16 protein-coding genes and 1 pseudogene are annotated in these 22,398 nt (G+C 62.1%); 8 read left to right on the top strand and 9 right to left on the bottom strand.

Annotated features, from left to right (window positions below; all coding sequences use genetic code 11):
* Positions 1-181: 181 nt before the first annotated feature.
* Both queF and copI read right to left on the bottom strand, forming a co-directional pair.
* On the bottom strand, positions 182-1,012 hold the full coding sequence (gene queF, locus PCOSP_RS09860) for an NADPH-dependent 7-cyano-7-deazaguanine reductase QueF (RefSeq protein WP_139648777.1): 831 nt from the start codon (positions 1,010-1,012) through the stop codon (positions 182-184).
* 61 nt (positions 1,013-1,073) lie between these two features.
* Positions 1,074-1,601 (bottom strand): copper-resistant cuproprotein CopI, encoded by a 528-nt coding sequence (gene copI / locus PCOSP_RS09855; RefSeq protein ID WP_464710959.1) that lies wholly within the window; start codon positions 1,599-1,601, stop codon positions 1,074-1,076.
* Between the two features lie 155 nt (positions 1,602-1,756).
* Between copI and PCOSP_RS09850 the strand changes: the two genes are divergently transcribed.
* Positions 1,757-2,437, top strand: a complete 681-nt coding sequence (locus PCOSP_RS09850) for a heavy metal response regulator transcription factor (RefSeq protein ID WP_464710957.1) — start codon at positions 1,757-1,759, stop codon at positions 2,435-2,437.
* On the top strand, positions 2,434-3,780 hold the full coding sequence (locus tag PCOSP_RS09845; protein WP_139648783.1) for a heavy metal sensor histidine kinase: 1,347 nt from the start codon (positions 2,434-2,436) through the stop codon (positions 3,778-3,780). The genes PCOSP_RS09850 and PCOSP_RS09845 overlap by 4 nt, the downstream gene beginning before the upstream one ends.
* A gap of 163 nt (positions 3,781-3,943) precedes the next feature.
* On the opposite strand, the gene PCOSP_RS09840 is transcribed toward PCOSP_RS09845, so the two are convergent.
* The 3 genes from PCOSP_RS09840 to PCOSP_RS09830 all read right to left on the bottom strand — a co-directional run bounded on the left by PCOSP_RS09840 (position 3,944) and on the right by PCOSP_RS09830 (position 7,193).
* Positions 3,944-5,188, bottom strand: coding sequence for a lipoprotein-releasing ABC transporter permease subunit (locus PCOSP_RS09840; RefSeq protein ID WP_464710955.1), 1,245 nt, complete (start codon positions 5,186-5,188; stop codon positions 3,944-3,946).
* 63 nt (positions 5,189-5,251) lie between these two features.
* Positions 5,252-5,935, bottom strand: coding sequence for a lipoprotein-releasing ABC transporter ATP-binding protein LolD (gene lolD / locus PCOSP_RS09835; protein ID WP_175363615.1), 684 nt, complete (start codon positions 5,933-5,935; stop codon positions 5,252-5,254).
* A 7-nt stretch (positions 5,936-5,942) separates the two neighbouring features.
* The gene (locus tag PCOSP_RS09830; RefSeq protein ID WP_464710954.1) at positions 5,943-7,193 is read right to left on the bottom strand and encodes a lipoprotein-releasing ABC transporter permease subunit; all 1,251 of its coding nucleotides are present in this window, start codon (positions 7,191-7,193) and stop codon (positions 5,943-5,945) included.
* Between the two features lie 93 nt (positions 7,194-7,286).
* Here PCOSP_RS09830 and PCOSP_RS09825 point away from each other — a divergent pair, with 93 nt between their 5' ends.
* Together PCOSP_RS09825 and PCOSP_RS09820 are read left to right on the top strand one after the other, a co-directional pair.
* Positions 7,287-7,883: a PilZ domain-containing protein gene (locus PCOSP_RS09825; RefSeq protein WP_139648789.1), complete on the top strand. Its 597-nt coding sequence runs from the start codon at positions 7,287-7,289 to the stop codon at positions 7,881-7,883.
* Positions 7,880-8,602 carry a glycerophosphodiester phosphodiesterase gene (locus PCOSP_RS09820; protein ID WP_139648791.1) on the top strand — a complete coding sequence of 241 codons (723 nt, stop codon included), beginning with the start codon at positions 7,880-7,882 and terminating at the stop codon, positions 8,600-8,602. Before PCOSP_RS09825 ends, PCOSP_RS09820 begins: the two co-directional genes overlap by 4 nt.
* Before the next feature lie 42 nt (positions 8,603-8,644).
* Here PCOSP_RS09820 and sthA read toward each other — a convergent pair.
* Together sthA and PCOSP_RS09810 are read right to left on the bottom strand one after the other, a co-directional pair.
* A pseudogene (gene sthA / locus PCOSP_RS09815) lies at positions 8,645-10,038 on the bottom strand (Si-specific NAD(P)(+) transhydrogenase).
* Positions 10,039-10,248: 210 nt separating this feature from the next.
* Entirely contained in the window at positions 10,249-11,235 is a 987-nt protein-coding gene (locus PCOSP_RS09810) for an FAD:protein FMN transferase (protein ID WP_464710952.1), read from the bottom strand.
* A 277-nt stretch (positions 11,236-11,512) separates the two neighbouring features.
* Here PCOSP_RS09810 and tcuC point away from each other — a divergent pair, with 277 nt between their 5' ends.
* Complete coding sequence (tcuC, locus tag PCOSP_RS09805) at positions 11,513-12,811, top strand: MFS transporter (protein ID WP_139648795.1); 1,299 nt, start codon at positions 11,513-11,515, stop codon at positions 12,809-12,811.
* Between the two features lie 170 nt (positions 12,812-12,981).
* Here the strand turns inward: tcuC and PCOSP_RS09800 are convergent, their stop codons facing one another.
* Entirely contained in the window at positions 12,982-14,445 is a 1,464-nt protein-coding gene (locus PCOSP_RS09800) for a glyceraldehyde-3-phosphate dehydrogenase (RefSeq protein ID WP_041020650.1), read from the bottom strand.
* Between the two features lie 169 nt (positions 14,446-14,614).
* Between PCOSP_RS09800 and mfd the strand changes: the two genes are divergently transcribed.
* Genes mfd through PCOSP_RS09785 form a run of 3 tightly spaced genes read left to right on the top strand, consistent with a single transcriptional unit; the run spans position 14,615 to position 21,343 of the window.
* Positions 14,615-18,064, top strand: coding sequence for a transcription-repair coupling factor (gene mfd, locus PCOSP_RS09795; RefSeq protein WP_464710950.1), 3,450 nt, complete (start codon positions 14,615-14,617; stop codon positions 18,062-18,064).
* A gap of 10 nt (positions 18,065-18,074) precedes the next feature.
* On the top strand, positions 18,075-18,641 hold the full coding sequence (locus PCOSP_RS09790) for a CsiV family protein (protein ID WP_139648798.1): 567 nt from the start codon (positions 18,075-18,077) through the stop codon (positions 18,639-18,641).
* 11 nt (positions 18,642-18,652) lie between these two features.
* Complete coding sequence (locus PCOSP_RS09785; RefSeq protein ID WP_139648801.1) at positions 18,653-21,343, top strand: DEAD/DEAH box helicase; 2,691 nt, start codon at positions 18,653-18,655, stop codon at positions 21,341-21,343.
* A gap of 320 nt (positions 21,344-21,663) precedes the next feature.
* Here the strand turns inward: PCOSP_RS09785 and PCOSP_RS09780 are convergent, their stop codons facing one another.
* A complete protein-coding gene (locus tag PCOSP_RS09780) occupies positions 21,664-22,398 on the bottom strand; it encodes an S-methyl-5'-thioinosine phosphorylase (protein ID WP_139648804.1) in 735 nt (244 codons plus the stop codon).

The following is a 22,398-nucleotide window of genomic DNA, read 5'->3' as shown; positions in this document are numbered from 1 at the left end:
ACCGGACAAAGAAAGCCCCGCTCCATCGATGGCGGGGCTTTTTTATACTGCAACCTGAGATGCCATCTTTGTGGGAACGAGCCTGCTCGCGAAGACGGCAGCACATCCGACCTCAATGCTGTCTGATCCATCGCTATCGCGAGCAGGCTCGCTCCCACAGGGGATCCCCTCTGCCAGGTGGTTACTGACGAACCAGCCGCAGGTTCGGCAGTTGCACGCTTTCAGTGCTGCGATAGGGGTTGATGTCCAGCCCACCACGCCGGACATACCGCGCATACACCGTCAATTTCTCCGGCTTGAGCAAGCGCTGCAAGTCGAGAAAGATCCGCTCCACACATTGCTCATGGAAATCCGAATGCTGGCGGAAGCTGACGATGTAGGCCAGCAGGCTGGCAGGATCGAGCGCTGCGCCGCGGTACTCCACGACAACGCTGCCCCAGTCCGGCTGACTGGTTACCGGGCAGTTCGATTTGAGCAAGTGGCTGTGCAGACTTTCTTCGACGATGCGCGACTCATCGCATCGCAGCAGCTCCGGACGGGGGTGCGCGTAGGAATCGACGCTGATATCCAGGTCGTCGATGCAAACGCCGGGCAGCGCCACGACGCCTTCACGCTCCACGTCCTTGAGGCTGCGAACCCGCACCTGCACCGGTTTCCCCGCCGCCGCCGAGAGGTCCTGGCGCAGGGTCGCTTCCAGGCTCGCGGTATCGGCGAACGGGGTCTGATTCAGCGAGTTGAGGTACAGCTTGAACGACTTGGACTCAATGATGTTCGGTGAGTCCGCCGGAATCGCGAACTCACCGATCGCCACCACCGGCTTGCCGGACGGTAAAAGCCACGACAGCTCGAAACAGTTCCAGAAATCCACGCCCTTGTACGGCAGGGTGTCGGCCGTCAGGCCCAGCTCCGCCCATTTTGCGGTACGCGGAATCGGGAACAGCAGTGACGGCGTGTACGTGGCGATGTATTCGCTGGATTTGCCCAGCGGCGAATGTTCGGCTGCGGGATGCATGACGGAAACCTGACTGAAGAATCAGCGGATTCTATCAGCCTTTGCCCAAGCCTTTGAGTGCTTACTGTCTGACGGTCAAGTCACCCTTCATCCCCGCCTGGTAATGACCGGGAATATTGCAGGCGAACTCCAGGCGCGTGGCCTTGCTGAACGTCCAGGTCAGCTCGGCGGTCTTGCCCGGCTCCACCAACACGCTGTTGGGATCGTCATGGTTCATGCCGGCCATGTCATGGCCCATCGAGCCATGGTCCATCGAGCCATGCCCCATCCCCGTCGGCATCAATTGCCCACTCTGCTGCATCTTGAGCATTTCCTGTTGATGCTCGGCGTGCATCGCGGCGTCGCCAAGATTGAACTCGTGCAGCAACCGGCCCTTGTTGATCAGCACGAATCGCACGGTTTCGCCGGCTTTGACGTCGAGCGTGCGCTGATCGAAGGTCATGTCTCCCATCACCACATCAATGGTGCGGCTGGCCTTGGCCGCCGGCGCAGGCTGGCCGAAATCGAAATGCTGGCCCGGCGAGGCCCACGACGACGCACTGAAGGCCAGCGCACAAGCGGCCAGGATCAAACGTTTTCCCATCAACATGTCCATACTCCAACCGGATAATATTCAACGTGCGCAAACTCTATCCCCATGCGGCTGCCAGCCGACTGACAGCTTGATTACAACTTTGTCAGCTTGCGCCGCAGCGGTGCCTGCCGCGGTATAACCTCACGCCGAAACCTGTCCTGAGCCGCCCTATGAAACTGCTGATCGTCGAAGACCAAACGAAAACCGGCCAATACCTGCGCCAGGGCCTGGGCGAGGCCGGGTTCAACGCCGACCTGGTGACCGATGGCATCAGCGGCCAGCAGCTGGCCCTGAGCGGTGACTACGCCCTGCTGATCCTCGACGTGATGTTGCCCGGCTGCGACGGCTGGCAGATTCTGCAAGCGGTCCGCGGGGCCGGGCTGGACACCCCCGTACTGTTCCTGACCGCGCGGGACGCGGTACAGGATCGGGTACACGGCCTGGAACTGGGGGCCGACGACTACCTGGTCAAACCCTTCGCCTTTTCCGAGTTGCTGGCACGGGTCCGCAGCCTGCTGCGCCGGGGCGGTTCGACGCCCCAGGAAACCAGCCTGCAACTGGCGGACCTGCGCCTGGATCTGATCCGTCGCCGTGTCGAACGCAGCGGCCGACGCATCGACCTCACCGCCAAAGAGTTCGCCTTGCTGGAAATGCTCCTGCGCCGCCAGGGCGAGGTACTGCCCAAATCCTTGATCGCCTCCCAGGTCTGGGACATGAATTTCGACAGTGATACCAATGTCATCGAAGTCGCGATCCGGCGGCTGCGACTCAAGATCGATGATGAGTTCCCCAGCAAACTCATCCACACCGTGCGGGGCATGGGATACGTGCTTGAAGAGCGCAGCCTGTGAGGGGCCGGTGGTCGTTGAGTAGCCGACTGGCATTGCTGTTCGCCGCCTGCACCGCCGTGGTGTCCCTGTTTGCCGGGATACTGTTCAGCCGCGCCAGCGAGGCGCACTTCATCGAGTTGGACCAGCAGTTGCTGGAGGGCAAGCTGATCGGCCTGCGCCGCGCCCTTCAGGATCTCGATGCCGAGCAGACCCAGCGCCGCCTGGAAGACGAACTGAGCCGACAGGCCGACCTGGCCCTGCGTATCAAAGGCAGCGACGGCGTGCGCTGGTATGACAGTTCGATCCAGATTCCGGCCCAACTGCCCGAAACCCCTGGCCTATTCACCCTCAGCGATGCCGACACCGATTACCGAGTCCTGAACGCAGCGCTGTACCCCGATCGTCCGGACTCGCCGCAACTGACGCTGCTGCTGGACATCACCCACCACCAGCATTTCCTGCAACGCATGCAGCGCCTGATCTGGCTGACCGTCGGCCTGTCGGCCCTGGCAACTGCCCTTCTCGGCGCCTGGGTTGCCCAACGCGGTTTGCAGCCGCTTCGCCGCATGGGAGCCATCGCTGGCGGGGTTTCGGCACGCTCACTCAACGCCCGACTGCCCGAAGACCGCATGCCGGCCGAACTGGCGGAATTGGCCCACAGCATCAACGCCATGCTCGGACGCCTCGATGACGCCTTTCAACGGCTTTCGGCGTTCTCCGCCGACATCGCCCATGAACTGCGCACGCCGCTGTCGAACCTGCTGACCCACACCCAGGTCACCCTCACCCGCGAGCGCACACTGGAGGATTACCGCGAGACGTTGCACAGCAATCTCGAAGAGCTGCAATGGATGGCCCAACTGGTCAACGACATGCTCTACCTGGCCAAGGCCGACCATGGCCTGCTGGCACCCCACCGCGAACCGCTGGAGCTGGCGCAGGAAGTGGATGTGCTGCTGGAGTTTTTTGCGCCACTGGCCGAAGACGCCCAGGTTCGCTTGAGCCGCGAGGGCAGTGGTCGCCTCGAGGGGGATCGCGGCATGTTGCGCCGGGCCCTGTCCAATCTGCTGGACAATGCCCTGCGTTTTACCCCCATGGGCGGTGAAGTGCGGGTACGAATGATCGAGACTGCCCAGGCGTTGAGCGTGAGCGTGGAGAACAGCGGCGAAGGCATCCCGGCGGACTTGCTGCCGCGCCTGTTCGACCGTTTCTACCGTGCCGACCCGGCCCGCCGGGAGGGCAGCAGCGAACATGCAGGCCTGGGCCTGGCGATCACCCGCTCGATCATCCGCGCCCATGGCGGCGAGATTCACTGTGAATCAGCCGATGGCTGGACGCGGTTCGTGATTGAGTTGCCAAAATAAGGTTGAGCCGAACGCCAACCCTGTGGCGAGGGGATTTATCCCCGCTGGGGCGCGAAGCGGCCCTAAACCTGCCAACCCGATCTGCCAGATTGAATGAGAGCTTTTGGGGCTGCTTCGCAGCCCAGCGGGGATAAATCCCCTCGCCACAGGGGGCCGCGCTGACCTACGAATACCGCAACGCCTGCGCCGGTTCGATCTTCGCCGCGCGCCACGCCGGATAGACGGTGGCCAGGAAGCTCAGGATGAAGCCTGCGGCACAGATCAGCACCACGTCGCCGCGCTGAAGCTCCGACGGCAGGTTGCTGACGAAGTACACGTCGGAGCTGAAGATGTGCTGGCCGGTGACCCGCTCCAGCCAACCCACCAACTCACTGACGTTCAGCGCCGCAATCACCCCCAGCACACCGCCGATCACCGTGCCGACGATACCGATCACCGTGCCCTGGACCATGAAGATCGCCATGATCTGCCGCGGCGTGGCGCCGATGGTGCGCAGGATCGCGATGTCCGCGCCCTTGTCGTTCACCACCATGATCAGCGTGGCGATGATGTTGAACGCCGCCACCGCGACAATCATCAGCAACAGCAGGCCGATCATGGTCTTCTCCATTTTCATGGCACTGAACAGGCTGCCCTGGGTGTGGGTCCAGTCGTCGGCCTTGTAGTCCGAGCCCAGGCCCGTAGCGATATCGCCGGACACCTTCGGCGCAGCGTAGAGGTCCTTCACCGCCAGCCGCACGCTCTGCACCTGGTTCGGCTGCCAATGCTGCATCTGTGCGGCGTCGGCCAGATGGATCAGGGCCATGGAGCCATCCAGCTCGGCGCCGACCTTGAACACACCGACCACGTTCAGCCGTTGCATCCGCGGCGTGATACCGCCCGGCGCGGTGCTGACTTCCGGCACGATCAGGGTCAGCTTGTCGCCGACGTTCAGGCGGAAGCGCCGGGCGCTGATTTCACCGATCACCACGCCAAATTCCCCCGGCTTCAAGGCATCGAGACGACCCTGGACGATATGCTGGGCGACAATGGACACCTTGCCTTCCTGGGCCGGATCGACGCCGCTGATCTGGATCGGCTGCATCGAGCCCTTATAGCTCAGCATGCCTTCCATCTCGGTGAACGGCACGGCGGCGGTCACCTCGGGATTTTTCAGCGCGGCGGCGGCCACTGGCTGCCAGTCATCGATCGGATTGACCCCGACGATGGTGGCATGGGGCACCATGCCGAGGATGCGCGAGCTCATTTCGCGCTGGAAGCCGTTCATCACCGACAGCACCACGATCATCGCCAGCACACCCAGGGCGAGGCCGATCATCGAGGTCATGGAGATGAACGAAACAAAGCGATTGCGGCGCTTTGCGCGGGTATAGCGCGTGCCGATGAAGATCGATAACGGTCTGAACATTCGCGGAGCACCGTAGAAAAATTAAAGACCCGGCGCGTATCACCAGCGCCGGGTTGCGGGCGGTCAGATGGGCGTCAGGCAACCTTCCTGCAAATGCAGGACGCGGTCCATCTGCCGGGCCAGGTTCATGTCGTGGGTCACCACCAGGAACGCGGTGCGCATCGAGGTGCTGAGTTCCAGCATCAGGTCCTGGATGCCCTGGGCGGTGTGGGAGTCGAGGTTGCCGGTCGGCTCGTCGAGCATCACCAGGCCTGGCTTGTTGACCAGGGCCCGGGCAATCGCCACCCGCTGGCGCTCGCCACCGGACAGTTCCGCCGGTTTGTGCTCCAGGCGATGGCCCAGCCCTACCCGCTCCAGCAACGCGGTAGCGCGCTGGCGGGCCTCTGGAATCGCCGTGCGGCCGATCAACAGCGGCATGCAGACATTTTCCAGGGCGGTGAACTCGGGCAGCAAATGGTGGAACTGGTAGACGAAGCCCAGGGAGCGGTTACGCAACAGGCCACGGCCCTTCTCGTTCAGCGCCGAGAGTTCTTCCCCCGCCAGCCAGACACTGCCGGTGCTCGGTGTATCGAGACCGCCCAGCAGGTTGAGCAAGGTACTTTTGCCCGACCCGGAGGTACCGACAATTGCTACGCGCTCACCCGGATGCAGCTCCAGTTGCAGGCCCGACAACACCACCACCGACTCCGGGCCTTCCTCGTAGGATTTGCCCAGGTTGCGGCAGCTCAAGATTGCTTTTTCACTCATGCCCGACTCACTCATAACGTAACGCCTCCGCAGGCTGGGTGCGCGCGGCACGCCAGGCTGGATACAGGGTGGCGAGGAAACTCAGGATCAACGCGGCGCCGCAGACCATCAACACATCGTCGGCCTGCAGTTGCGATGGCAGGTAGTCGATGAAATACACGTCGGCGTTGAGAAACTTGTGCCCGATCAGGCCTTCCAGGGCGGCAATCGCGGCGCTGACGTTCAGCGCGGCGAACATCCCGACCAGGGCGCCGACCAGCGTACCGATCACGCCGATGACGGTGCCCTGGACCATGAAGATGCGCATGATCTGTCCCGGCGTGGCGCCCAAGGTCCGCAGAATGGCGATATCACCCTTCTTGTCGTTCACCACCATCACCAGGGTGGAAATGATGTTGAACGCGGCGACGGCGACGATCAGCAGCAACAGCAGGCCGATCATGGCTTTTTCCATGCGGATCGCCTGGTACAGGTTGCCGTGGGTGCGGGTCCAGTCCCGGGCGTAGTAACGATCTTCACCGAGCTGCTGGGCGATGGTCCACGCGGCACGCGGCGCCTGGAACAAATCGTCGAACTTCAGCCGCAGCCCCTGGACCTGGTCCGGTTTCCAGCGATGCAGGCGCGCCAGGTCCTGGAGGTTGGTAACGCCCAGGTAACCGTCCAGTTCCCCGGCGCCGACATGGAAAATGCCGACCACGGTAAAGCGCTTCATGCGCGGGAACACGCCGCCCGGGGTCACGGTGACTTCCGGCGCGACGAAGGTCAGCTTGTCGCCAATGGCCACGCCCAGCTTGGTCGCGGCCTTGTCGCCGATCACGATGCCAAAACTGCCCGGCGCCAGGTCGTCGAGCCGGCCCTGCTGCATGAAGTTGTCGATGATCGACACCTGCCGCTCGAGCCCGGGGTCGATGCCGTTGAGCAGCACCTTGGACACCTTGCCGTCGTTGGTCAGCAGCCCCTGCATCTGGGTGAACGGCGCAACGGCCAGCACCTGCGGGTTCTGCCTGACCTTGGCGGCCAGGCTCGGCCAGTCGCTGATGGCTTCGCCGGATTCGACGGTGGCGTGGGGCACCATGCCCAGCACGCGGGTGCGCATTTCATGGTCGAAGCCGTTCATCACCGACAACACGACGATCATCACGACCACGCCAAGGGCCAGCCCGATGATGGATGTCAGGGAAATGAACGATACGAAATGATTGCGACGTTTTGCACGGGTATAACGCGTGCCGATGAATACGAAGAGAGGTCTGAACATGTCGGGGCTTGTTCGGGGGAAAAGGAACGTCCTTGTGGCGGGGGTCTCAAACCAGCTTTACACTCAGACCACCGCCGCTACCATGGGTTCGCCATGTCGACATTAGATGAAGAAGATCGCCGCGAATACTACCGTATCGAGGACACGATCGCACTGGAAATTCGGCCCCTCTCCATTCCTGAAGCTGCTGGCCAGGAAGTGTTGCAGGATCCTTCTCCATTGTTCAATCTGCTCAGCGAACTGCACCTGAGCGAGTTCGAGTCACAGCACCTGCTGCGCCAGATCAGCGAGCGCGAACGCAGCATCGCCGCCTATCTCAAGGTGATGAACAAACGTATCGACCTGCTCAGTCAGGTCATTGCCCTGACTGTGCTCGGCGAGATCGGCGAGCCGCAACCGGTGATCATTTCCGAAGGCGGCATCGACTTCCAGTACCCCACCGCCATTGCCATCGGCGCGCACCTGTCGATCAAACTGGTGCTCATGCCCCAGGCCCTGGGACTGTTGCTGCGGGCGCGGGTCACCCATTGCGACCCCAAGGGCGACGGCTACGACGTAGGCACCGAGTTCGAACGCCCGACCGACGCCCAGCGCCAGCTGCTGGCCCGCTACATCCTGCAGAAACAGGCGCAAGAACGCCGCCTGGCGCGGGAACAGAACGAATCAGGTATCAATAAGGAAGAACCGTGACCCTCATTTATGGCCACCGCGGCGCCAAGGGCGAAGCACCGGAAAACACCCTGACCGGTTTTCAGGAATGTCTCAAGCACGGTGTACGCCGTTGCGAACTCGACCTGCACCTGTCCATGGACGGCGAGTTGATGGTGATCCACGACCCGACCCTCAAGCGCACGACCGACCGCCGGGGCAAGGTGGTGGAGCACTCCGCCGCCGAACTGGTGACCTACGATGCGCGCAAGGGTGGCCCGGGCTGGATCACACCGTGCCCGATCCCACGCCTGGAAGAGCTGTTCGAGAAGTGTGATTTCGAGCATTGGCAACTGGAGGTCAAGAGCGCTTCACGCACCCGGGCGGCAGCCACGGTGCTGGGGATCCGCGAGATGGCCCAGCGCTTCGGCCTGCTGGACAAAGTCACCATCACCTCCAGTTCCCGGGAAGTGCTCAAGGCCGCGCTGGAGTTGACGCCGGACATCTCCCGCGGGCTGGTGGCCGAGTACGCTTGGCTCGACCCGCTGAAGGTCGCCCAGAGTTACGGTTGTGAGATTCTGGCGTTGAACTGGACCTTGTGCACGCCCGAGCGCCTGATCAAGGCGCAGCGCCAGGGGCTGCATGTGTCGGTGTGGACCGTCAACGAGCCTGCGCTGATGCGCAGACTCGCCGACTTTGGCGCTGACAGCCTGATTACAGACTTTCCCGGTTTGGCCACTGCCACGCTCGAGAATGGCTGAAATCGGTCTCCCCGGCCGGCTCAGGCCACCGGCCGGAGCCGCTCAAAAAAGCCGGTTGAGCCCGTCATAGGCCGCTACCCGATAGGCTTCGGCCATGGTCGGGTAGTTGAACGTGGTGTTGACGAAGTACTTCAGCGTGTTCAGCTCGCCTGGCTGGTTCATGATCGCCTGGCCGATGTGGACGATCTCCGAAGCCTGGTAACCGAAGCAGTGCACGCCGAGCACTTCCAACGTCTCGCGGTGGAACAGGATCTTCAACATGCCTTGCGGCTCACCGGCGATCTGCGCCCGCGCCATGCTCTTGAAGAAGGCCTTGCCCACTTCATAAGGCACCTTGGCCTGGGTCAGTTCCTGCTCGTTCTTGCCGATCGAGCTGATTTCCGGAATGGTGTAGATACCGGTCGGCACGTCGTTGACGAAACGCCAGCTGCCGTTGTCGACGATGCTGCCGGCGGCCGAACGACCCTGGTCGTGGGCGGCACTGGCCAGGCTCGGCCAGCCGATCACGTCACCGGCACCGTAGATGTTCGGCACACAGGTGCGGTAGTTCTCGTCGACTTCGATCTGGCCACGGCTGTTGACCTTCACGCCGATGTTCTCCAGGCCCAGGGCATCGGTATTGCCGGTGCGACCGTTGCACCAGAGCAAGGCGTCGGCCTTGATCTTCTTGCCGGACTTGAGGTGCAGGATCACGCCGTTATCCACGCCTTCGACGCGATCGTAATCTTCGTTATGGCGCACCGTAATGTTGTTGTTGCTGAAGTGATAGCTCAGGGCCTGGGAGATTTCCGAGTCCAGGAAGCTCAGCAACTGGCCACGGTTGTCCACCAGCTCCACCAGCACACCCAGGCCGCTGAAGATTGACGCGTATTCGCAACCGATCACCCCGGCGCCGTAGACGATGAGCTTGCGCGGGGTATGTCCCAGGCTGAGGATGGTGTCGCTATCGTAGATACGCGCGTGGTTGAAATCGATGTCGGCAGGACGATAAGGACGCGAGCCGGTGGCGATGATGATGTGCTTGGCCACCAGCTTTTCCACCACGCCATTGCCGCACACCACTTCCACGGTCTGCTCGTCGGCAAAGCTGCCGGTGCCGAAGAATACGTCGACACGGTTGCGGGCGTAGTAGCCGGTACGCGAGGCCACCTGCTTGGAGATCACCTTCTCGGCACTCTTGAGCACGTCGGGGAAGGAGAACCAGCGCGGCTCGCCGATGGCCCGGAACATCGGGTTGGTGTTGAACTGCATGATCTGCCGGACCGAGTGACGCAAGGCCTTGGACGGGATGGTACCCAAGTGGGTGCAGTTGCCGCCGACCTGGCGACGACTGTCGACCATCGCCACCTTGCGTCCTGCCTTGGCGGCGTTCATTGCCGCACCTTCTCCGCCGGGCCGGAACCCAGTACCACCACGTCGTAGTTGTAGACAGCCATGCGTACTCCTCAGAACAGGCCGTGGCACCCGATATGGCGCCGACGGCTAAATCACGCCGGGTTGCGGCATGAAGGAACAATTTTGGGCCGGTTCACGCGCCCGGCCGCAGTCTATCGAAGCGTCAACGCCGCGCACATTACCCCTTGGTCGCGTCAGAGGCTAGTTTTGCTGCGTTATTTCGCCACACCTACGCTTTCACCAGCCTGTCATCATTGGGTTTTTCCGCTGCTGATCCGTTCAAACGCATCGTTGGTACGGGTGACAAAACGATCTTTGTCCCGCAGCACGAAAAATACCCCAATGTCATGTTTCTCGGCATAGTCCCAACCCTGCTCAGGCCCGAGAATCAGCAACAGCGTCGACAGTCCATCGGCCATCAACGCCGAAGGATGAATCACCGTGACTGACGCCAGGTCGTGCAGGACCGGTGCACCGGTGCGCGCATCGAAGGTGTGGGAATAGCGCGTGCCGTCCTGCTCGAAGTATCGGCGGTAGTCGCCGGAAGTTGAAACACCGTAGCCATTGACCTCGATGACACGCTCGGCCACTTGCTGGTCATCCCGAGGCGCCTCCAAGGCGACGCGCCACGCCGAACCGTCAGGTTTGCGCCCGAGCGCCTTGAGTTCACCGGTGGCTTCGGCCAGGTAGCTGTCGATGCCCAGGGCCTGGAGCCTCGCGGCGATCCGGTCGACGGCATAGCCGGCGGCAATGCTGTTGAAATCGACTTCCACCGGGGCATCCTTGCACAGCCGGTCGCCCTCGATACGCAAGTGACCATGGCCGACGCGCTGGCGCACCTGGGCCTGGACCTCGGCACTCGGCACCTTCTCTTCCCGGGACTGGGGACCGAAGCCCCACAGGTTCAGCAGCGGTTCGACCGTCAGGTCAAAAGCACCGCCACTTTGCGCGGATAACTGCTCCCCCAAGCCAATCAATTCCAGCACCGGGGCGGACATGACCTGGCAACTGTTGGCCGGCAGCGCATTGAAACGTTCGATGTCCGAGTCGCTGCGATAAGTGGATAACTGCCGATCCACGTCGGCAAGGATCTGCTCGACCTCGGCCTGCACCACTGCCGGGCCTGGTGTGGCCGCATGCCTGACGTACTGGATGGAATAATGACTGCCCATGGTCGGGCCGTCGAAACGCTCCAGGGTATCGCCGTTGCCGCAGCCGGACAGTACGCCGACCAGCATCACAAGCGTTGCCCATCGTCCAGTTAACAAATCTTCATCCCCCCTCAAAACCACGACGGCCATTATGGACTTCAGTGTCCGCCAGTCCAGATGCAACAACCTGTGGGACCAGACCTCTGGGAGCAGACCTGTGGGAGCAAAGCTTGCTCGCGACGCAAACGACTCGGTCCACCTGCAAGACCGCGCCTTCGTTCATCGCGAGCAAGCTTTGCTCCCACAGGCTCGCTCCTACAGGTACTGCGTTTCCAACAAGATTTACCAGAGTGAGTACCTACACATGCCTTCCAACACGAGCAACGGCAAGGCGATTTTTCGCGTTGTCAGCGGCAACTTCCTGGAGATGTTCGACTTCATGGTCTATGGCTTCTACGCCACGGCCATTGCCAAGACGTTCTTCCCCACCGACAGTGCTTTCGCCTCGCTGATGCTGTCCCTGGCCACCTTCGGCGCCGGGTTCCTGATGCGCCCGCTGGGGGCGATCTTTCTCGGTGCCTACATCGACCGCCATGGTCGCCGCAAAGGCCTGATCATCACCCTGGCGATGATGGCCGCCGGCACCTTGCTGATCGCCTGCGTACCGGGCTACGCCACCCTGGGCGTGGTGGCACCGTTGCTGGTGCTGCTGGGTCGGTTGTTGCAAGGTTTCTCCGCAGGGGTCGAGCTCGGTGGAGTGTCGGTGTACCTGGCGGAAATCTCCACACCCGGGCGCAAGGGCTTCTTTGTCAGTTGGCAATCCGCCAGCCAACAGGCTGCCGTGGTATTCGCCGGGCTCCTGGGGGTTGGCCTCAATCATTGGCTGAGCCCGCAGGAAATGGGCGAATGGGGCTGGCGTGTACCCTTCCTGGTAGGTTGCATGATCGTACCGGCGATTTTCGTGATCCGTCGCTCCCTGGAAGAAACGCCTGAATTCCAGGCGAGAAAGCACCGCCCCACCCTGTCGGAAATCATCCGTTCCATCGGCCAGAACTTTGGCATCGTCTTGGCCGGCATGGCGCTGGTGGTGATGACCACGGTGTCGTTCTACCTGATCACCGCCTATACGCCGACCTTCGGCAAATCCGAGTTGAACCTGTCGGACCTGGACGCGTTGTTGGTCACCGTGTGCATCGGCCTGTCGAATTTCTTCTGGTTGCCGGTGATGGGGGCATTTTCCGACAAGGTCGGACGCAAACCCCTGCTGCTCGCCGCGACCATCCTGGCAATCCTGACGGCCTATCCGGCGCTGTCCTGGCTGGTGGCGAACCCCAGCTTCAGCCATTTGCTGATCGTCGAGCTGTGGTTGTCGTTCCTGTATGGATCCTACAACGGCGCCATGGTGGTGGCCTTGACGGAAATCATGCCGGTGGAAGTGCGCACCACCGGGTTCTCCCTGGCCTACAGCCTGGCGACCGCAACCTTCGGTGGATTCACACCGGCGGCCTGCACTTATTTGATTCATGTGTTGGGCAACAAGGCTGCGCCGGGGATATGGCTCAGCGGTGCGGCGGTGCTGGGACTGATTGCTACCCTGGTGCTGTTCAAGGGCAATCGTCATCAACTGCGGACTGCGCAGGCTTCAGCCGTTAGCGGCGCCTGATCAACCGCTATCGCGAGCAGGCTCGCTCCCACAGAGTGTACGCGGTCAAATTGTGGGAGCGGGCTTGCTCCGGGCGGCGATCCGACGATGAGGCCCGTGAGGCCAACACAAAACCCCCAGACAAAAAAACGCCCCGACAAGTCGGGGCGTTTTTTATGGGCGGCTAGCGCTTAGCGTGGGAACGCTGGCGGGTTCACACCGGCCATGTCTTCCATCACGCGAACCACCTGGCAGCTGTAACCAAACTCGTTGTCGTACCAGACGTACAGAACAACGCGGTTGTCTTGGCTGATGGTTGCTTCAGCATCCACGACACCGGCATGGCGCGAGCCCACGAAGTCGGTGGACACCACTTCCTGGGAATTGACGAAGTCGATCTGCTTATGCAGATCGGAGTGCAGCGCCATGTAGCGCAGGTACTCGTTCATCTCTTCACGGGTGGCGGCTTTCTCAAGGTTCAGGTTGAGAATGGCCATCGACACGTTAGGCGTCGGCACACGGATCGCGTTACCGGTCAGTTTGCCGGCCAGCTCAGGCAGGGCCTTGGCGGCAGCGGTGGCGGCGCCGGTCTCGGTGATGACCATGTTCAGCGCGGCACTGCGGCCACGACGATCGCCTTTGTGGAAGTTGTCGATCAGGTTCTGGTCGTTGGTGTACGAGTGAACTGTCTCGACGTGACCGTTGACGATGCCGAACTTGTCGTTCACTGCCTTGAGCACCGGCACGATGGCGTTGGTGGTGCAAGAGGCGGCGGAAACGATCTTGTCGTCCGCGGTGATGTCGCCGTGGTTGATGCCGTGAACGATGTTCTTCAGCTTGCCCTTGCCAGGCGCGGTCAGGACAACGCGGTCGACACCCGGGCAGGCCAGGTGCTGGCCCAGGCCGTCGGCGTCACGCCATACACCGGTGTTGTCCACCAGCAGCGCATCCTTGATCCCGTACTGGGTGTAGTCCACCTCGGTCGGGTTCTTCGCGTAGATCACCTGGATCAGGTTGCCGTTGGCGGTGATGGTGTTGTTTTCTTCGTCGATGGTGATGGTGCCGTTGAACGAACCATGGACCGAGTCACGGCGCAGCAGGCTGGCACGCTTGGTCAGGTCGTTCTCGGCGCCCTTGCGCACCACGATGGCCCGCAGGCGCAGGCCGTCGCCACCACCGGTTTTCTCGATCAGGATGCGCGCCAGCAGACGGCCGATACGACCGAAGCCGTACAGGACCACGTCAGTGCCTTTGCGAGCCGAAACGTTCTGCTGGCCAACCACATCAGCCATCTCTTCACGCACGAACTGCTCGGCGCTACGGCCATTGCCTTCGTTGCGGAATTTGAACGCCAACTTGCCCAGGTCCACCGAAGCCGCGCCGAGCTTGAGCTCGCTCATGGCCTTGAGCAGAGGGAATGTTTCGTGGACGGAGAGTTCGCTGTCGTCGGAGGAACGGTGGCGAGCAAAGCGGTGCGCCTTGAGAATCGCGATGACAGACTGGTTGATCAGGCTGCGGCCATAGATCGAGCTCACCACGTTGTTATTGCGGTAGAGCTGACCGATGAGAGGGATCATCGCTTCGGCGAGTGCTTCACGATCAATCCATTCACCAAGACACTGGTCGGGCTTCTGAGTCACGGGAACCTTCCACATGTAGGGGCTGAAAAAAGGGGCTACATTATGCCGCCGAGTCCACGCCGGAGCAATGCGCGCCTGTCGCGCCGTGGTTTTCCCCTCTGCCCGGGTAGTCTGCGACTGACAGCCGCCCCTTTACCCCGCTACAATTGTCGACTTTGTCGCAACGCTTGGAGCTCAACCTTCCGTGCCCGTTCTGCGTCTTCCGCTTCTCCCTGCCACGGCAGGTAAACAGCACTGGGGCAACCTGCCCGGTGCCGCCCTGAGCCTGGCCATTGCCGAGGCCGCCAGCGCTGCAAAGCGCTTTACCCTGCTGCTGACCGCCGACAGCCAGAGCGCCGAGCGGCTGGAGCAGGAGCTGGGTTTCTTCGCCCCGGATCTGCCAGTTCTGCATTTTCCGGACTGGGAAACCCTGCCCTACGACCTGTTCTCGCCGCACCAGGACATCATTTCCCAGCGAATCGCCAGCCTTTATCGGTTGCCGGAGCTCAGTCATGGCGTTTTGGTAGTGCCCATCACCACGGCCCTACATCGCCTGGCCCCGACCCGGTTCCTGCTCGGCAGCAGCCTGGTGCTGGATATCGGCCAGAAACTGGATGTGGAGCAGATGCGCACCCGACTGGAGGCCAGCGGCTACCGTTGCGTCGACACCGTGTACGAACACGGCGAGTTCGCGGTACGTGGCGCCTTGATCGACCTGTTTCCGATGGGCAGCAAGCTGCCTTATCGCATCGACCTGTTCGATGACGAAATCGAGACCCTGCGTACCTTCGATCCGGAAAACCAGCGTTCCATCGACAAGGTCCAGTCGGTCCGCCTGCTGCCCGCCAAGGAATTCCCGCTACAGAAAGACGCCGTGACCCGCTTCAAGGCGCGGTTTCGCGAGCGCTTCGACGTGGATTTCCGTCGCTGCCCGATCTTCCAGGACCTGAGCAGCGGGATCACCCCCGCCGGCATCGAGTATTACCTGCCGCTGTTTTTCGAAGAGACTTCCACCCTGTTTGACTACCTGCCCCAGGACACCCAGGTGTTCTCGTTACCAGGGATCGAACAGGCAGCGGAAAACTTCTGGAACGACGTGCGCAATCGCTACGAAGAACGTCGCGTCGACCCGTCCCGTCCTTTATTGCCGCCTGCGGAGTTGTTCCTGCCGGTGGAAGACTGCTTTGCTCGTCTCAAGACCTGGCCACGCGTGGTGGCAAGCCAGCAGGACGTGGAGCCCGGCGTCGGCCGTGAACGCTTCCCCGCCAAAGCCCTGCCAGACCTGGCGATCGAAGCCAAGGCCACGCAGCCATTGGCGGCGCTGGCCGGCTTTCTCGACGAGTTTCCTGGCCGCGTGCTGTTTACCGCCGAATCCGCCGGGCGGCGCGAAGTGCTGTTGGAGTTGCTCGAGCGCCTGAAATTGCGGCCGAAAACGATCGACAGCTGGCCGGACTTCGTCGCGAGCAAGGATCGACTGGCAATCACCATCGCGCCGCTGGACGAAGGCCTGGTACTCGATGATCCGGCGGTGGCGCTGGTGGCCGAAAGCCCGCTGTTCGGCCAGCGCGTCATGCAACGCCGTCGCCGTGAGAAGCGTGCCGATGCCGCCAACGACGCGGTCATCAAGAACCTGACCGAGCTGCGCGAAGGCGCGCCGGTGGTGCATATCGACCACGGCGTGGGTCGCTACCTGGGCCTGGCGACACTGGAAATCGACAACCAGGCGGCCGAGTTCCTCACCCTGGAATACGCCGAAGGCGCCAAGCTCTACGTGCCGGTGGCGAACCTGCACCTGATCGCACGCTACACCGGCAGCGACGACGCCCTGGCCCCGCTGCATCGCCTGGGCTCGGAAACCTGGCAGAAGGCCAAGCGCAAGGCCGCCGAACAGGTGCGCGACGTGGCCGCCGAACTGCTGGACATCTACGCCCGCCGCGCCGCGCGCGAGGGTTATGCCTTCGCCGACCCGAAAGCCGACTACGAAACCTTCAGCGCCGGTTTCCCGTTCGAGGAAACCGTCGACCAGCAAACCACCATCGAAGCCGTGCGCGCCGACATGCTCGTGCCCAAGCCGATGGACCGGCTGGTGTGCGGCGATGTCGGTTTCGGCAAGACCGAAGTGGCGATGCGTGCCGCGTTCATTGCCGTGCACAGCGGCAAGCAGGTCGCCATCCTGGTGCCGACCACCCTGCTCGCCCAACAACACTACAACAGCTTCCGCGACCGCTTCGCCGATTGGCCGGTCACTGTGGAAGTGATGAGCCGCTTCAAGTCCGCCAAGGAAGTGAACGCCGCCGTGGCCGACCTGGCCGAGGGCAAGATCGACATCGTCATCGGCACGCACAAGCTGCTGCAGGACGACGTGAAGATCAAGAACCTCGGGCTGGTGATCATCGACGAAGAACACCGCTTCGGTGTACGCCAGAAAGAGCAGCTCAAGGCCCTGCGCAGCGAGGTCGACATCCTGACCCTGACCGCTACGCCGATTCCACGCACGCTGAACATGGCAGTGTCGGGCATGCGCGACCTGTCGATCATCGCCACGCCGCCGGCCCGCCGCCTGTCGGTGCGCACCTTCGTCATGGAGCAGAACAAGAGCACGGTCAAGGAAGCGCTGCTGCGTGAGCTGCTGCGCGGCGGCCAGGTCTATTACCTGCACAACGACGTGAAGACCATCGAGAAGTGCGCCGCCGACCTGGCCGAGCTGGTGCCGGAAGCACGGATCGGCATCGGTCACGGGCAGATGCGCGAACGCGAACTCGAACAGGTGATGAGCGACTTCTACCACAAGCGATTCAACGTGCTGATCGCCTCGACCATCATCGAGACCGGTATCGACGTGCCGAGCGCCAACACCATCATCATCGAGCGGGCCGACAAGTTCGGCCTGGCCCAGTTGCACCAGTTACGCGGCCGGGTCGGGCGCAGTCACCACCAGGCCTATGCCTACCTGCTGACGCCGCCACGCCAGCAGATCACCCCCGACGCGGAAAAACGCCTGGAGGCCATCGCCAATACCCAGGACCTGGGAGCCGGTTTCGTGCTCGCCACCAACGACCTGGAAATCCGCGGTGCCGGCGAACTGCTGGGGGACGGCCAGAGCGGCCAGATCCAGGCCGTCGGCTTCACCCTGTACATGGAAATGCTGGAACGGGCGGTCAAGTCGATCCGCAAGGGCGAACAGCCGAACCTCGACCAGCCCCTGGGTGGCGGGCCGGAAATCAACCTGCGGGTGCCGGCGCTGATCCCGGAGGATTACCTGCCGGATGTCCATGCGCGACTGATTCTCTACAAGCGCATTGCCTCGGCCACCAACGAGGAAGAACTCAAGGACCTGCAAGTGGAGATGATCGACCGCTTCGGCCTGCTGCCGGAACCGACCAAGAACCTGGTGCGAACGACGCTGCTCAAGCTCCAGGCCGAACAACTGGGCATCAAGAAAGTCGACGGCGGCCCCAATGGCGGTCGGATCGAGTTCGAAGCCCAGACCCCGGTCGATCCACTGGTACTGATCAAGCTGATCCAGGGCCAGCCCAAGCGCTACAAATTCGAAGGCGCCACGATGTTCAAGTTCATGGTGCCCATGGAGCGCCCGGAAGAACGTTTCAATACCGTAGAAGCGCTGTTCGAGCGCCTCACCCCGACCACTGCTTGAAGGACGCCCCATGCGCCTGTTTCGCTCACTGACCTTGCTGCTGACCCTGGTCGCTCCCCTGGCGTTTGCCGACGACCTGTATCAGGTCGAAATGATTCTGCTGCGCCAGAATGCCGAACCGGTGATTATCAGCCGTGCAGCCCCGGAAGACTGGGACGCCGGCGCGCAACGCCTGCCCGCCGACAGCCAGCGCACCCCAGCGCTCAGGGGCATCGTGGAGAAACTCAACGCCAGCGGCCAATACACCGTATTGATGCACAAGGCCTGGCAGCAGAACATCGGCGAACAGGGCAGCAAAATCGCCATCAGCGACGGCACCGAACAGTTCGGCCAGTTCCCCATCGAAGGCACCCTGGGGCTGAAACTGGGACGCTTCACCGACGTGGATGCCGACTTCTGGATCAACCGAATCGATGCCAATGGCCTCGTCACCGCGAGCGAACGCATGAAGCAGAACAGCCATACCAAGAACGGCCAGCTCAACTACCTGGACAACGGTCACCTGGCCCTGCTGATCAAGATCACCTCGTTGACCGCGCCCGCTCCACGGCAGGCACCTGACGTCATTCCGGACTGAACGGCGCGCCTATGCCCTCGCCCCTGAGCAAACCCCTGGCACCTTCCTGGGTCAATCGATTCAAGGAACAGAGCCTGGAGCGTGGGCGCCGTTACGCACTGGAAAACCGCGTCAGGATCGTCGAGACCGGAGAAAGCACCATCACCGCCAGTTGCGAAGGCTCTGGTGGCAATGTTTATCGTCAGACCATTCGCCTTAAAGAGTCAGCCAAAGGCACATTGATTCTGCTCGAAGCCGCGTGTTCCTGCCCGGTGCGCATCAACTGCAAGCATTGCGCGGCGGTGTTGCTGCAAGTCCAGGAAACCCTGGCCTATCCGGCTGCCGAGAAAGACGCCCAACTGCTGGAGAAACTCCAGGCAGTACTGGACAACCGCAGCCCCAAGGCCCCGCCGCAGGTGCTGGTGGACAACGTCCAACCCATGCCGCGCCTGTGGCTGGCGAGCATAGAGTTCAGCGCCTTCGAGCCGCGTAACGGCAAGATGCAGCGCTACATCCAACACCGCGCGGCCCTGTCGTTCAGCTATCTGGACGAGTACGTCAGCGGCCAACGCAATACTGACGTGCTGATTCGCCAGGAAACACAAACGCTGCGAATAAAACGCCACACCGATGTGGAGCAGTCCTACCGCGAGCAGCTACGGATCCTCGGCTTCAAGATCGCGACCCGGCAAAGCAAGGCCCTACCGGAAAGTGCCGGCGAACTGTACGAGATGGTCAACGACAGCGCCTGGCTGACGTTCACGCTCAATGATCTGCCGAAACTGCGCAGCCAGGGCTGGGAGCTGCAGATCGATGAAGATTTCGGCTTCGACCTGACCGCCGTGGACGACTGGTACGCCACCGTCGAGGAAACGCCGGAGCGGGACTGGTTCGATCTGGAACTGGGGATCATCGTCAATGGCGAGCGATTGAGCCTGCTGCCGATCCTGTTGAACCTGATGCGCTCGCACATCGAACTGTTCAACCCGGAACGTCTGGCGAGGCGCCGCGACGACGAACTCATCCTGGTCAACTTGCCGAACCGTCCGAACTCGGAGTTCGGCCCGCAACAAGTGGCCCTGCCCTACGGCCGGCTGAAACCGGTGCTGGCGACTCTGGGCGAGTTCTACCTGCACGAGCCCGGCACCACCAAGCTGCGCCTGAACAGCGCGGATGCCTTGCGCCTCAATCCCCTGCAAGACATGCCACTGCGCTGGGAAGGCGGCGAGCACATTCGTGGCCTGGCCCAACGCCTGCGGGACATCAAGGACTACACCGCCACCGTGCCGGAGGGCCTGAACGCAACGCTGCGGCCTTATCAACTCGAAGGCTTGAGCTGGATGCAGTCGCTGCGGCAACTGGAAGTCGGCGGCATCCTCGCGGACGACATGGGCCTGGGCAAGACCTTACAGACCCTGGCGCACATTCTCAGCGAAAAAAACGCCGGCCGCCTCGACCGTCCCTGCATGGTGGTGATGCCCACCAGCCTGATTCCCAACTGGCTCGACGAGGCCGCCCACTTCACGCCGCAACTGAAGGTGCTGGCCCTGTATGGCGCCGGGCGCAAGAAGCACTTCGAACGGCTGGCCGATTACGACCTGGTGCTCACCACCTACGCCTTGCTGCCCAAGGATGTCGAACGCCTGAAGACGCAGCCACTGCATGTGCTGATCCTCGATGAAGCCCAATACATCAAGAACCCCACCAGTAAAGCCGCCCAGGCCGCCCGGGAGCTCGATGCCCGGCAGCGACTGTGCCTGTCCGGTACGCCCCTGGAAAATCACCTGGGCGAGCTGTGGTCACTGTTTCACTTCCTGCTGCCCGGGTGGCTCGGGGACGTGAAGAGTTTCAACCGCGATTACCGCGTGCCCATCGAAAAGCGCGGCAGCGACATCAGGCTGCAACACCTCAATGGCCGGGTAAAACCTTTCCTGTTGCGCAGAACCAAGGAACAGGTCGCGACGGAATTGCCACCCAAGACCGAAATCGTCCACTGGGTCGAACTCAGCGATGCCCAGCGGGACGTCTACGAAACCATGCGCCTGGCCATGGACAAGAAAGTGCGCGACGAAATCACCCGCAAGGGCGTTGCCCGCAGCCAGATCATCATTCTCGAAGCGCTGCTCAAGCTGCGCCAGGTGTGTTGCGACCTGCGACTGATCAGCGATGCCCCACCTGCCCGAGGCAGCACCTCGGGCAAGCTCGACAGCCTGATGGAAATGCTGGACGAGCTGTTTGAAGAGGGACGTCGGGTGCTGCTGTTTTCCCAGTTCACGTCGATGTTGGCGCTCATCGAAGATGAGCTGAAAAAACGCGGCGTGGACTACGCCATCCTGACCGGCCAGACCCGGGACCGGCGCACGCCCGTCAAGGAATTCCAGAGCGGCAAGCGCCAGATTTTCCTGATCAGCCTCAAGGCGGGTGGCGTTGGCCTGAACCTGACCGAAGCCGACACGGTGATCCACTACGATCCGTGGTGGAACCCCGCAACGGAAAACCAGGCGACCGACCGGGCTTATCGCATCGGCCAGGAGAAGCCAGTGTTCGTCTACAAGCTGATTGCCCGGGGCACCGTGGAAGAAAAAATCCAGCTGCTGCAAAAAGAAAAATCCGACCTCGCCGCCGGCGTCCTCGACGGACGCGTGGCCGGAGACTGGAAGCTGCAGAGCGACGATATCGAGGCGTTGTTCGCGCCCCTGCCGGATAAGCTGGAGAAGCGCTGAGGCCCGTATATGGCGGCCTGATCCCTGTGGGAGCCGAGCTTGCTCGCGATAGCGGTGTTTCAGTTACCTGCGATGTTGGATGTTGCGACGCCATCGCGAGCAGGCTCGCTCCCACAGGTTTCGTGTCGTGCAGTCATAGCGAGTACACCTGCATTCCAGTGTGGGAGCGAGCCTGCTCGCGATAGCGGTGTTTCAGTTACCTGCGATGTTGGATGTTGCGACGCCATCGCGAGCAGGCTCGCTCCCACAGGTTTCGTGTCGTGCAGTCATAGCGAGTACACCTGCATTCCAGTGTGGGAGCGGGCTTGCTCGCGATAGCGTTACATCAATACACGCGCCAGGGTCGATTTCACTTTCCCCATCCCGTCATGCAGCGCCTGCTCGATCTCCGCCATGGTGATCACCGCCGTGGACTTGCCCGCTGCCGGATTCACCACCAGGGCCAGGCAGGCGTAGTCCAGCTCCAGTTCGCGAGCCAGCGCTGCCTCCGGCATGCCGGTCATGCCGACGATGTCGCAACCGTCACGTTCCAGGCGGGCGATTTCGGCCACGGTTTCCAGCCGTGGCCCCTGGGTGCAGGCGTATACACCATGGCTGCTGTAGCCACAGCCTTCGGCGGCCAGGGCAGCGATCAACTTCTGACGCAGAGACTCGCTGTAGGGGTAGCTGAAATCAATGTGGGTGACCGCTTCCAGATCATCAGCGAAATAGGTGTGCTGGCGACCGCTGGTGTAGTCGATCAACTGATGAGGCACACAAAAATGCCCGGTGCCCATCGCTGCATGGATCCCGCCCACGGCATTGACCGCCAGGATCGCCTCGGCGCCAGCCTGCTTCAGCGCCCAGAGATTGGCGCGATAGTTCACCTGATGGGGCGGCAACCGATGGGGATGGCCATGGCGAGCCAGGAACAACACTTCACGTCCGGCGTAGTCGCCGATCTGGATATCGGCCGACGGTGCGCCATAAGGCGTATCCACCGCCAGGGACCGGCGAATGGTCAGGCCTTCGAGCTGGGTCAGGCCAGTGCCGCCGATAATTGCGTAAACGGTCAT

Source organism: Pseudomonas sp. MAFF 730105, from assembly GCF_055380705.1.
Note: the sequence above shows the minus strand (reverse complement) of the source record. Positions and strands in the feature narration are given on the sequence as shown.